The organism is Magnetococcus sp. PR-3 (genome assembly GCF_036689865.1).
Taxonomy (GTDB): Bacteria; Pseudomonadota; Magnetococcia; order Magnetococcales; family Magnetococcaceae; genus Magnetococcus.
Genome location: NZ_JBAHUQ010000003.1, coordinates 149,231 through 162,022, shown reverse-complemented (window position 1 = coordinate 162,022; position 12,792 = coordinate 149,231). Strand labels below are relative to the sequence as shown.

The following is a 12,792-nucleotide window of genomic DNA, read 5'->3' as shown; positions in this document are numbered from 1 at the left end:
GTGTCATCCATGGTGGTTAGGATTACCGCCCAATTTAAGGGTTAACCCTCTTCCCCAACATCGTCAGGTAGGGTAAAGAGTGTGGTTGCGCTGAGGGTGTTCATGAACATTAAACCACCCCCCTCACGGGCAAGGTTGCCCTTGTCAAAAATGAACTCAAAAAGCTCATCGGCCTCTTCGCCAGCAACCATAATGGTTACCATTTTGACCGCTTCAGACTCAGGAAGGCGTCCCGCTTTACCCTTGGCTGGGCGTAGCTGGGCAATACCCCGCAAACCCACCGAGTTGGCGGTGTTAACCCCACGCTCATGCAGAGCTTTGAGAACCTCTTTATCACTGCCATCATCTGGAAGATAGGCGGTGATCATTTTATTATTAACCAGCTGAGTTCCCGACATGGTCGTCTCTCCTTAGCCGGCTTCCTGCAGGCGTTGAATGACCTCCTGCGGGATATAGGTAGCCGCTTTTTCCAGTGGGGTCACATACATAAAGCCCATACCCGGTGTATCTAGATTACCGGCTAGGTAGGCACTATTAAAGACCAGATCCTGCTGCTCTTTGGAGACCACCAGGTTGACCACCTCTTTTTCTACCTCAACGGCGACACCCAGGGCACCCAAACGCTCACGGACACCACTACCTTTGGCATAATAAACGGTCGCACCTTGAGCACCCGCTTCACGGGCTGCTTTGACGATCACATCGCCCAAGCCACGTTGTACGATGCAGGTGATGAGAGAGACGTCGGTAAGATAGGTGATATTACGTTCGCTCATATCGCTTGGACCTCTTTATCAGGAGATGTACTACCCGCCTGGGTGGCTGCTTTGGTCTGCGCATTGGAGCGGAAACGCACCCACAGACCTGTGATCAATACAGAGAGAATAGGACAGATGGAGGCCATGGAGAGAATGCCGAAGCCTTCCAACGCATCCACAGCATTACCAAAGCCCAGGCCCATCGCCAGCACCAGTGGTACCGTAATGGGGCCGGTGGTCACCCCTGCACTATCCCAGGCCACGTTGACAAACTCTTCCGTGGAGAAATAGGTCAGGACAATACCCAAGCCGTAACCGGGGATCAGCAACCACTGTAAGGGCAATTCAAAGATCAGCTTAGCCAAACCGATGGCCAGGCCAAAAGCCACACCGATGGAGACGGCCATCATCAGGGTTTGCTTTTTGAACACACCGTTGGTCAGGTTTTCCACCGTGGCACCCAAGGCGTTCAACGCGGGTTCTGCCAAGGTTGCACCAAAGCCCAATACCCAGGCAAAGCCCAAGGAGAGGATCAAACCCACCACCGTACTGTAGATGGGGCCGTAGTTGGTGACCATATCGCCCATCATCATTTTGATTTCGATGAAGGAGGCAGGAACCAATGATCCGGACTGTTCGCCCAGCGCTGACAAACCGTAGGTCAGACCCAGGTTGAAGATACACATACCCACAATAGTCAGGGTAATACCATAGGTGATCTCACCTGCGTTCTTAACCTGCTCTTTGAGCAAGTAGCGCAGAACCAGGTAAAGGAACAGCACCAGTGGCAAGATCGCCCGAATACCCAAAATGACTTCACCACCAGGGGAAGACTCATACCAAGGGGCTGGGCCAGTGGGTGCGGAAGCGGCGGCCAACTTGGCGGCTTCAATAATCTCAGCTGGGGTCACCGTAGCGGCTAAAACCAAGGAGAGAATCAACACACCAATGATGGGGAAGATAGAAGCCAGGGTTACAATACCAAAGCCGGAGAGACCGGAGTCCCCTTTACCCGCTGCTGCTGCGATACCGATACCCAAAGAGAGAACCAAAGGTACCGTAACTGGGCCGGTGGTTACTGCACCGCAGTCCCAAGCCAGACCCAGAATTTTAGAAAGTTCGGGGTTGCCGGATGCATAAATGGTTAAGACCAAGGCGGGTGCCAAGGACATATAAACCATGGGTTTGAGGCTCCAACCATAGAGGAAACGCAAGGTTCCCAAAATAGCAGCCAGACCCACACCACCACCCACAACCAGGACCAAAATACCGGACCAGTCGTTGAGTAGTGCATAAAGGTAAGGTGCCCGTTCGACCGAAACAATCTGTCCTGCCTGTTTCAGTGCGCCAATGGCTGGTTCGGCAAAGGTCACCCCAATACCCAGCATAAAGGCAATCAGTAGCACAACCGGCAAGGGTGATTTTTTCGGTAGGGTATTACCGATCACCTCACCAAAGGGCATAAGACCCAGTTTTAACCCCTCCATAAAGAACATCAAACCTATACATACAGCGAACAGGCCTGCGGTAATGGAGAAGGAGTCCTGCACCAACTGGCGCAGTACAAAGAACTGGAACAGGGCCAGATAAATGGCCAGGGGTACCACAGCTTTAAGCTGATCCAAAAAGCGGACCGAAATATAAGGCTTGAGTAGTTTGAAGACATCCACAGAGCGGAGCTTCACAGGTGGAGGGGAGTAGGGTTTAACATTACCCTGTTCATCTTGCTCCAGCTTAGGGGTCAGATTGTTGTAACTGATCTCGTTACGCTCAATCGTCGTCTCACGCTGGTAATCACCGTACCGGTAGTTTGGCCCCATGGTGGCGATCCGTTTGGCTGGGGTTATACTTAAAATGCACTCTTAAATTAAGTCATACGAACCACCAAAATAGTGGTAATTAATATATAGAGTGCTGCTTGATTAGTAACGCACTGATGTTAATGGTTTAACAAAAGACATCCCAAACACTATGTCTGGGATGTCTCTATTGGTCAACCCTCTTGATGGACAATACGTCCAGCAAGAACCGTATATTTTACACGACCTTTGACAGCACGCTCGGCAAAGGCCGTATTTTTACTACTGCCATGTAGCGCTTGGCTGGTCACCGTCCACTGTTCTTGAGGATCGAACAGCACGACATCTCCCATACAACCTGGGGTTAACGTACCCCGATCCAGGCCCAGCAAACGGGCAGGGTTACAGCTGATGGCGGCTAAGGCTTTACTCAGAGGTAAGACCCCTTGGTTGACCAGCTCCAAAGTAATGGGTAAGAGTGTCTCCAAACCTACCACACCATTGGCAGCGTGACAGAAAGGTACCCGTTTGCTGTCCTCTTCATGGGGGGCGTGGTCGGTGGCAATAACGCCAATGGTACCACGGGCCAAGGCCTCTTGCAGGGCATGGACATCCCGCTTATTCCGCAAGGGTGGGGCCATTTTGGCGTTGGTGTCGTAATCCCCCACATCGGTATCGTTGAGTACCAAATGGTGGGGTGCAGCTTCACAGGTTACCTTCAGCCCCTTTTCCTGAGCCTTGGCAACCGAGGCCACAGCTCCGCCACTGGAGATGTGGGCCACATGGTAGCGTCCCCCAGTCAACTCAACCAAACGGATATCCCGTTCCACCAAAATATCTTCTGATGCGTTGGGAATACCGGGCAGGCCCAGGCGGGAGGCGACCTCTCCTTCGTTCATACACCCGCAGCCAACCAGACCGCTATCTTCTGCGTGCTGAATGATCAATGCACCAAAGGCACGGGAATAGTCCAGGGCACGGCGCATGATGCCACTGTTCATCAGTGGTAGGCCATCATCAGAAAAAGCCACACATCCGGCTGCTTTCAACAACCCTATTTCGGTCAGCTCTTTGCCTTGTAACCCTTTGGAGATAGCACCAATGGGGAACAGATTGGCAAAACCAGCCATACGGGCTTTATCGAGCATATAACCGGTGACACTGGGGTCATCGTTAACCGGTTTGGTGTTGGGCATGGCGGCAACGGAGGTCACACCACCCGCTGCAGCAGCGCGGGTACCACCAGCAATGGTCTCTTTATACTCAAAACCGGGTTCACGCAGGTGCACATGCATGTCTACCAAACCGGGTGCTGCGATCAGGCCATCGGCTTCAATAACCGGTATATCTGCTGGGGCAGCCAGTTTACCAATTTCACGGATAACACCATCGACAATGAGAATATCCGCCACACCGTCATGGGCATGGGCTGGATCGACCACCCGAGCGCCACGAATGAAAAGGGATTCTACGCGCATCATGCTGACTCCCCTAACTGAGCCGCGTTACGGGCTGCACCGGTACAGAGGTGATAGAGCACCGCCATACGTACCGCCAAGCCATTGGCCACCTGCTCCAAAATAACCGAGCGGTTGGGGTTGTCGGCGACATCAGATGCAATCTCTACCCCACGGTTGATGGGGCCAGGGTGCATAACCAGTGCGTGGGGCTGTGTTAACTCCAGCCGTTCACGGGTCAGACCCCAATATTCAAAATATTCCCGGACACTGGGTAGATAGGCTGCGGTCATACGCTCCAGTTGCAGACGCAACATGATAATGACATCCACCTCTTCCAAGCCCTCTTCCATATTGTGGTGAACCTTAATATCAAACACTTTTTCTGCTTGGGAAGGCATAAGGGTAGGGGGGCCAACAAAACGTACATTGGCACCGAGCGTACGCAGTGCAAACGCGTTGGAGCGGGCCACCCGGCTGTGTAGCACATCACCACAAATGGCCACATTCATCCCTTCAAAGTTGGTTTTACCCATCTCTTCCAGGTGATCCTGAATGGTCAGTAGATCCAACAGTGACTGAGTGGGGTGTTCATGTTGACCATCCCCCGCGTTGACAATGCCGGCATCCAAATGGCGGGTCAAAAAGTGCGGGGCACCGGAATCGCCATGGCGTAAGACCACCACATCGGGGCGCATGGCCTGTAGGGTTGCCATGGTATCCAGCAGGGTCTCCCCTTTGGCCGCAGAGCTGCTGGAGGCTGAGATGTTAATCACATCCGCGCTCATGCGTTTGCCAGCCAACTCAAAGGAGGTACGGGTACGGGTGGAGTTTTCGTAGAAAAGATTGATAACGGTCTTGCCACGTAGGGTGGGGACCTTCTTGACTTCGCGGTAGTTTACATCGCGAAACGCTTGGGCAGAATCTAAAATGGCGCCGATCTCATGACGGGCCAAGCCATCCATTCCAAGCAGGTGGCGGCGGGTCCAGGCATTCTGTTCCGGGTCCATCGTCACTCCTTAAGATCATGATGGGCAATCTGCCCACAGGTTTTCTAGGATGAGGCGCGGGTGTGAACCAGCGTCAAACTCTGATCCTCATGGGTAATCATTTTTAGATTATCCCGTAGATCCGTTGGCATCTGTTTGGCACAAAAATCGGGCTGAACGGGGAGTTGCCGATGGCCCCGATCAACCAACACAGCCAGTTTCACCATATCGGGCCGACCAAACTCAAACAGGGCATCCATACCGGCCCGTACCGTACGACCAGAATAGAGCACGTCATCCACCAAAATTACCTGTGCATGTTCAACATCCAACATACCCAGATCGGTGCTACCCACGGTTGGGTGGGGACCAATGGTACTCAGATCATCACGGTAAAAGGTGATATCCAGAAACCCAATAGGTAGATCAACTTTGAGGGCTTGACTCAAGTGATCCCGCAACTGTTGGGCGATGACCGCTCCGCCACGGCGAATACCGACCACGCACCATTGCGTTGGGTTGCTGATGGATGGGAGGATGGTCTCCGCAAGGTCTGCAATGGCTTGCTGGATCTGATCCGATGTCATAATGGTATTTTCAAGAGTGCCGTTCATGGGCGGTATTGTGGCCCAGAGGATTTTGCATTGCAATGAAAATGCGGGCATAAACAAGGGTAAAAAGCAAATGGTCAAACGGTTAAAATTGGAAGCCCTTAGCTCTGGCTTTCTAAAGGTTGTACGTGTGGTTGTGGATTATACGCGTCGTGATGGCCGTGCCAGTGGTCCGCACCCTTTAGAGTGTGTGCATCGTCCCCCTGCCGCGGTGGTGATTCCCTACGACCCTGTGCAGGATGAGCTGGTGTTGGTCCGGCAATTTCGGATTGGTGCCTATATGGAGAATGCGCAGCGGGGTTGGACCTTGGAATTTCCCGCAGGCCTGTGTGACCAGGAGCATGACCCTGAGCAGACCGCCCGCCGTGAACTGTTGGAGGAGACAGGCTATGCGGCCATTCATACAGAAACAGTGATGAATTTTTTGGTTAATCCTGGCTTTGTCAGTGAGCGTATCTATCTCTATATGATGACCATTGATATCCACAACCCGATCTCGGAAGGTGGGGGGTTGATTCAAGAGCAAGAGGATATAGAACGGGTCCGTTTATCTTATGCTGAGGCACTGGAGATGGTGGCAGATGGGCGTATGGATGGTGGACCAGCGATTTTGGCCCTGCAATGGTTAACCCTGCATCGGGCACGTATTCGTGCGGCCGTGGGCATAACACCCTAGCGTTTACGGATGCCTTGACCATGAACCCCCCAACCCTCTTTCGTGTTGGGGTGACACACTGGCAACAACCCGATAAATTATGCCCCGGTTTCCCTTTTGTCTGGGCCGGGCTTTGTCTCTAAAAACGGAAAGTATAATGGGCATGGATGCTTCCACCGCACCCTCTTCTTCATCCCGCTGGCTACCTGCAGTGATACTGTTGGTGTTAGGTGTGGTCTATATCGGTTTTAGCCTGGAGAGTTGGCAGCTTAAAACCTACCCAGATACCGATAGCTATTTGGTTTTTGGGCAACAATCCTTTGCGGAGGTACTGGCTCACTCCCGCACCATGGGGTATCCCATCCTAGCCTATCTGCTCAAGGGTGTGACCGGCACTTATGATGCCATGCCACTGCTACATGCCATCCTCCACGTCATGGCAACCGTGCTGTTTTGGTATGGCCTAAAAAGTTATGGCTTACGCCCCTGGTCAGCTTTTGTGGTGACCCTGCCGGTGCTGTTTGCCAATATGATCCGCTACTTCACCCATGCCCTGTTAACCGATGCCCTGGGTTTGAGCCTGGTGGTGTGGGTCATGGGTCTGCTCTTACTGGCCTTGGCCCATCCCAAACGCCGCCTCTACTGGGTGGGGTTGGGTATCATGGTGTTTGTGGCCTTTCAAGTCAGGCCGGCCAATCAGGTTCTGGTTCCAGCTCTGGTTTTGATCGGGGGTTTGCTATATCTCATCCGCTATGGTCGGCAGCGTAGTGAGACAGCTCCGGGTTTTTGGCCTGTGATGGGCCGTTTAACGGCAACAGGCTTTATACCCTTGTTGGGCTTTTTTACCCTACGTTTGCTGGTGGTGGGACATTTTGGTCTGGTCTCGGCCACCGGGATACCCCTGATGGGTATTGCGGGGTCACTGATTACCCAGGATCTGGTGCCTCAGCTGAGTGAAGAGGTGCAACCCCTGGCACAGACGTTGGTGGATAATCGTAAAAAAACCCAATATGAGGTACCGTTCAGCACCCTGGGTTGGATCCGCTATGGCGAGTGGTATCGTCAATATGACTGGAACAATTTTAACAGTGGTGTGATGCAGCATGCGTTGCGCATGAACAATGGTAATTGGGTGAAAATGGATCGGGCCATGCAAAAACTGGCCATTGAGGTCTTTAAACTACGTTTTTCACTCTATACCAAATGGTTGATGGCAGCTTCTGGTGATGCATTAGGGGTGTTGTTGCGACGGGACTTTAATATGCAGGTAACCGCCCTTATGTGGCTTTTGGCGGCCATGGTATACCACGCTGGTCGTGCCATATGGGTGAGACAATACAACCGTATACCCCCGGTACGCTCGACACAGGCGGTATGGGAAAGCTCGGTGATCTTTACCTTGAGCATGCTGTATCTGGGTATGTCCACCCTGTTGATCATTCTCAGCGCCCCCCCCATTGAGCGCTATCTCTACAACTCGGCCGCTTTCCTACCCGGCCTGTTGGCCCTGTTGGCTTTTCTTAAGCTGGAAGATGTGTGGCGTATGTGGGGTGCAAAAAAGATCTCGGCAGATGGATAGGTCTGCCTTTATGTCTTTGGGCGAACCAGCTCACTGGCCATATATTTTAAAAGCTTCCAACCGGTTGGTAGCGCTTTAAAGTGGGTCTGTCCTGCCAGTCGTGCCCGTTCATGTACTGGGAACTCAGCCCGTTTGAGCTTTAAGCGGTAACTGCGTACAACCATCTCCAGATCAATGGAGAGCCCATAGTCCCGTGGTGCAATGGCTTTAAAGGCAGCGACCCGCATACCACGCAAACCGTGTAGTACATCCCACACATGGGCGCCTCTGTCCCGGCGCCAGATGAGCGCGGCGAGCATAGAGATACCCTGTACAAACCATTTTCGAGGTTTTAACAGTTGGTCATCTTCTTCATTGTGGGCACCAGACCCTAGACGGCTGGCCACCACCAGATCATGACCCGCTTCAAACAGAGGTTTAAACTGTAAAACGGCCAAGGGATCAATGCTGCCCTTGGGGTGAAACAGTACCAACACATCGGTCTGACAGTGTTCAAAAGCCTCCAGATAGGCCGCATTGTAGCCCGGAGTCTGTTGGGTGTGGACCGTTATGCCCTGTTCCCGCAAAAAAGTATCGGTCCCATCATGAGACCCCCCATCCAGGGCATAGACCGCATCAAATTGGTCCAGAGGCAGGTTGGGTAGATCGTGACGGCACCCCTCTAACTCATTAAAGGTTAGCAGGCACAGGGTGATGGTGGGTGTATCACTCATGGTGCTTTCCAACCACAATCAGCCAGATCAGAGATCCAATCTTCCACCAGCGTCAGTTCAAGCGGCTCCATCAGCTGTTGCTCAACCAACCATTGGTAACAGGTGCGTAGGTTGGCGGTTAGGTTGGCTGTACCGGGGGGGAGATCCAGCTTTGCCAGACCGGCGGCAATGTCAGCATTGTGCAGATAACCCGGTACTTCATCCCGGAAGTCCCGATTCAGATCATGCTCATTACGTTCCTGCCAGACGGTGGGGCTGAAAAACAGCACTTTCCAACCACAGCTCCAGGCCAACCGTTGGGCTACAAAACTACGCCAGATATCGGTCATGCGGAATGAGCAGGTTGCGGGAAGATAAAGCAGTGGAAAAGCATCCCGCCACCAGAGGGTATTTTGGCTGTTAAAGGGGCACCAGACCCCATCATTCAACACCACCTGCCGGTTGGGTTCAAACACACGGGGCAGGGGTAGTGTTAAGCGATAAATGGCATCCACGTCGGGATTATCATCCGCCAAACCTTGCTGAATGGGGCAATCAGCCGAGAGGGTTTGCCCCAGTTCGGGCAGGGGATTGCGTACCGTATCCAGGGGCAGACCCCGGGGCCAGAGTGGAATTTGCGTATCATCGGCTTGCAGGAACAGACCGTAGACATTCAGCCAGCCAGGCTGATCCACGGTGGGGGCTTGTACCTGCCGATTGCGGTCGGCAAAAAACTCAGCCCTAGGCCAGTTGTCATCATCGGTTTCCAAAATACGTTCTGTACCTTGGGCGATGGCCTTGAGATAGGCAATATTCTTACGGGCATAGTGCTTGGTGGGGCAGGATTGACCCAACCGAAAACGGCTGGCACGTTGTTGTTCCAAGCTTAGGAAATCACACCCATCCAAGGCAAACGAACTGGGAGACTTGCTGTCACCTGCAAGGATAAAATCATATCCTGCATCTGCACAGCCTTTAGCTAAGGCTTGCATAACCGGGTTTGGGGCATTGATAGAGGTAACAACGAGTGTGGTTTTCATAATCGATGTAAGATCAACGAAGATTCCGACAAAAACCCGCAGGTTTCGCCCCTGGTTTGGGATCCATCCATGGCGGTGATGAAGTGACGCACAGCCATTTGAAAAGATAATCTTTTCAGATCCTTGAGTCTGGGTTAGGCGGAATCCGTTCCCTTTCCTGTGGAGTGATAAGAGTCATGTGATGGCATAACGCGGAGGCCATAACATCATAGTCGCCTTTCAGATGCAACTTTGATGCCGTGCCTTGGCTGAAAGATCTTGCAGCCAAGGGTGATCGCTTGGGGTCTATCCCTGTTCAGCGCCCCCTTTTTTTCCAACCGATTGCCGATGACAAACCATTGCCCCAACATTTTTACAGATGTAGAATATGGGGTGTGAGATGTTTTTGATGGCTCACTTCAATATGTGCGACAAATAGGCGGGTGCCTGCCATTATCGAAGGGCGACCCCAAGAGCCGGTCTATACCTAAGCCCGGCCTTTTTTTTGTCTTTTTTCAGAAACTTGTCTCGTTCTGTCTGATCTCTATTGCACACTTTCCACAATATGATAACGTGGTTTTTCAAGACCTGAAAAACCGTGCGCATTCCCCTGCATGCTGATCCGCACGGATGGGTGAATGATGAACACATATAAGCGTGATTGATCACATTTTTGACGTTGAAGGAGAATAGGGCATGACCGATACCCAAATCACCCGAATTCGCAACGTAGCGCTGTTGGCTCATGGCGGCGGTGGTTCAACCACCCTGGCAGAGACCCTGTTCTTCAATGCGGGTGTGATTTCAAAACGTGGCACCGTGGAGGGGGGCAACACAGTCCTGCGTTCCGAGCCCGAAGAGTTGGAGCGGGGTCTGACCATCTCACCACAGATCGGTCATTTTGAGTGGAAAGGGGTGGATGTTAACCTGATCGATACCCCTGGATACATCGATTTTATTGAACATACCCGTGCTGTACTCAACGTGGTTGGGGGGGCGGTGCTGGTCTATTCCGGCGCTTCAGGGGTTAAGACAGAAAATACCCGTTTTTGGAACATGATCCAGGATGCCCAGGTTCCCGCGGTGGGTTTCGTCAATAAGATGGATAAACCCCGTGCAGACTTTATCCGTGTTTTGGGTGAGATTGAACAGGATCTAGAGGTGACCACCCTTCCGGTTACCGTACCCATTGGTCAGGGTGAAGCGTTTGAAGGCATTGTTGATCTTATTCCCATGACGGCTTGGTCCGCCAAGGATGGTCAGTTCACTCAGATCGACATGCCCGATTCGGTTAAAGATGATGTGGAATACTACCGGACCCAGTTGATTGAAAAAATCATTGAGACCGATGACGATTTGCTGGAAGCCTATCTGGAAAATGAAACGCCCCCCACCGAAGAGCAACTGCATCATGGCCTAAAAGAGGCGGTCTTAACCCGTCGTCTGTTACCGATCTTCTGTGGTTCTGGCGGTGCCAATATTGGTGTGCGTGCCTTGGCCAACGGTATCAGCCGTTACCTGCCCAGCCCGGTGGATAAAGCCTCAATCAAACCGTTGATTGGGGTGAATCCCGATAACCGGGAGCAGGAAATTGCCCGTACACCCAGCTCGGAAGATCCTTTCTCAGCCGTGGTGTTTAAAACAGCCATTGATCCTTTTTCCGGTAAATTATCGGTGGTACGCATCTTCTCTGGTGAGATTAAGGCAGACTCCGCCTTCCTCAATGGTACGCGTGATGTCAAAGAGAAGGGGGGCCATCTCTACCTGCTGGAAGGTAATGATATGACCCAGGTGAACGTGCTCAAAGCGGGTCAAATTGGGGCCATTGCCCGTTTGGCCCACACCCATACGGGGGATACCTTGTGTGATACCAATGCGCCGATCCATTACCACCGCGCGCAGTATCAAGAGCCGGTCTTCTCCTATGCGGTAGAGGTTGGCACCAAGATGGAAGATAAGGTGTCCGCTGGTTTTGTGAAGCTGTGTGATGAAGATCCAACCCTGCGCTTTTATCGTGATGAAGATACCCGTGAGATGATTTTGGCAGGTATGGGGCAAACACACCTGACCATTACCCTGGAGCGTCTGGAGCGCAAATATGGGGGTAAAGCGGCACTTAAAACCCCCAAGGTGGCTTATCGGGAGACCTTATCCCGTGCGTGCCGTGTACAGGGTAAATTGAAAAAACAGAGTGGTGGTCGTGGTCAGTTTGGTGATTGCTGGATTGAAGTAGAACCCCTTGAGCGGGGGAGCGGCTTTGAATTTGAAGATAAAATTGTTGGGGGCGTTATTCCCCGTAACTTTATCCCATCGGTAGAAAAAGGTGTGGTTGAAGCGATGGGTAAGGGGACCGTGGGGGGGTATCCCGTGGTGGATGTTAAGGTACGCTTGGTGGATGGCTCCCACCACTCTGTGGATTCCTCAGATAACGCCTTTAAGACCGCAGGTTCTGTGGCCTTCCGTCATGCCATGGATGAGGGAAATGCGGTTCTGTTGGAGCCATTGATGAGTATGGAGATCTCTGTACCCGATGAGGTCATGGGCGATGTGATTGGTGATATGAACAGCCGCCGTGGGAAGATTACAGGTGTAACGCCCCGGGGTAATGGTCAAACCATCCATTGTGAAACCCCCATGTCTGAGATTCTGGATTATGGCAATAGCTTGAATGCCATGACCTCAGGGCGAGGTATTTACACCATGCGTCTGGCAAACTACCAGGAAGTACCCAGCCATATTGCCCGTAAAGTGTTGGAGAAAAATGAGGCGTAGCGATCACTTTGCCGGACGTGTTCACCAAAAAGGCCAACCCTATGGGTTGGCCTTTTTCATGTCTGTACAGTGTGTTATGAGCTTCTGTATGGAGCGTTGATTGGGAAAAGTGCTTTTTTCACTAAACTTGGACTAGGCCATAGCCGATACGTATATCAGGAGTAGTTTTTTACCGTCTCGACATCGCGAAGGAATGTGTGATGAGGCCCTTTGACAGTTACCCAGGTATGGTATCGATTTTAGATACACCGCAACGTCGCAGTGCTGATGGGGTTAAACAGACCCGTGCAGCCACGCAACATGTGGCGCACCTGGGTGGGCAACGTGCTTCGGCACGGGCTGTTCGTGGGGATTTTCAAAGCATTTTTCAGCAAACGCTAAACAAAACCGGAAAACGTTCCGATTAATGTAGGGTGTCACCACTGCAACCGTGCAGGGCATGACCCCACCGGAGCGCCCAT

General features: G+C 52.2%; 12 protein-coding genes. 4 read left to right on the top strand and 8 right to left on the bottom strand.

Features of this window, described 5'->3' with window-relative positions; translation table 11 throughout:
- Positions 1-41: 41 nt before the first annotated feature.
- From V5T57_RS03665 to pyrR, 6 genes are all read right to left on the bottom strand, one after another.
- Positions 42-398, bottom strand: a complete 357-nt coding sequence (locus V5T57_RS03665) for a hypothetical protein (protein WP_332889806.1) — start codon at positions 396-398, stop codon at positions 42-44.
- 12 nt (positions 399-410) lie between these two features.
- On the bottom strand, positions 411-776 hold the full coding sequence (locus V5T57_RS03660) for a P-II family nitrogen regulator (protein WP_332889805.1): 366 nt from the start codon (positions 774-776) through the stop codon (positions 411-413).
- Positions 773-2,578: a DUF1538 domain-containing protein gene (locus V5T57_RS03655; RefSeq protein WP_332889804.1), complete on the bottom strand. Its 1,806-nt coding sequence runs from the start codon at positions 2,576-2,578 to the stop codon at positions 773-775. Before V5T57_RS03655 ends, V5T57_RS03660 begins: the two co-directional genes overlap by 4 nt.
- Before the next feature lie 173 nt (positions 2,579-2,751).
- Positions 2,752-4,038 carry a dihydroorotase gene (locus tag V5T57_RS03650; protein ID WP_332889803.1) on the bottom strand — a complete coding sequence of 429 codons (1,287 nt, stop codon included), beginning with the start codon at positions 4,036-4,038 and terminating at the stop codon, positions 2,752-2,754.
- Positions 4,035-5,024 carry an aspartate carbamoyltransferase catalytic subunit gene (locus V5T57_RS03645; protein ID WP_332889802.1) on the bottom strand — a complete coding sequence of 330 codons (990 nt, stop codon included), beginning with the start codon at positions 5,022-5,024 and terminating at the stop codon, positions 4,035-4,037. The genes V5T57_RS03650 and V5T57_RS03645 overlap by 4 nt, the downstream gene beginning before the upstream one ends.
- A gap of 44 nt (positions 5,025-5,068) precedes the next feature.
- On the bottom strand, positions 5,069-5,617 hold the full coding sequence (gene pyrR / locus V5T57_RS03640; protein WP_332889801.1) for a bifunctional pyr operon transcriptional regulator/uracil phosphoribosyltransferase PyrR: 549 nt from the start codon (positions 5,615-5,617) through the stop codon (positions 5,069-5,071).
- On the opposite strand from pyrR, the gene V5T57_RS03635 reads away from it, so the two are divergent.
- Complete coding sequence (locus V5T57_RS03635; RefSeq protein ID WP_332889800.1) at positions 5,616-6,290, top strand: NUDIX domain-containing protein; 675 nt, start codon at positions 5,616-5,618, stop codon at positions 6,288-6,290. The two genes, pyrR and V5T57_RS03635, sit on opposite strands and share 2 nt — an antisense overlap.
- 136 nt (positions 6,291-6,426) lie before the next feature.
- Positions 6,427-7,848 (top strand): hypothetical protein, encoded by a 1,422-nt coding sequence (locus V5T57_RS03630; protein WP_332889799.1) that lies wholly within the window; start codon positions 6,427-6,429, stop codon positions 7,846-7,848.
- Between the two features lie 8 nt (positions 7,849-7,856).
- Here the strand turns inward: V5T57_RS03630 and V5T57_RS03625 are convergent, their stop codons facing one another.
- Both V5T57_RS03625 and V5T57_RS03620 read right to left on the bottom strand, forming a co-directional pair.
- On the bottom strand, positions 7,857-8,561 hold the full coding sequence (locus tag V5T57_RS03625) for a glycosyltransferase (RefSeq protein ID WP_332889798.1): 705 nt from the start codon (positions 8,559-8,561) through the stop codon (positions 7,857-7,859).
- Positions 8,558-9,580, bottom strand: coding sequence for an STELLO glycosyltransferase family protein (locus V5T57_RS03620; RefSeq protein ID WP_332889797.1), 1,023 nt, complete (start codon positions 9,578-9,580; stop codon positions 8,558-8,560). Before V5T57_RS03620 ends, V5T57_RS03625 begins: the two co-directional genes overlap by 4 nt.
- Positions 9,581-10,255: 675 nt before the next feature.
- Between V5T57_RS03620 and fusA the strand changes: the two genes are divergently transcribed.
- On the top strand, positions 10,256-12,331 hold the full coding sequence (gene fusA / locus V5T57_RS03615) for an elongation factor G (protein ID WP_332889796.1): 2,076 nt from the start codon (positions 10,256-10,258) through the stop codon (positions 12,329-12,331).
- A 200-nt stretch (positions 12,332-12,531) separates the two neighbouring features.
- Positions 12,532-12,738 carry a hypothetical protein gene (locus V5T57_RS03610; protein WP_332889795.1) on the top strand — a complete coding sequence of 69 codons (207 nt, stop codon included), beginning with the start codon at positions 12,532-12,534 and terminating at the stop codon, positions 12,736-12,738.
- Positions 12,739-12,792: the final 54 nt, after the last annotated feature.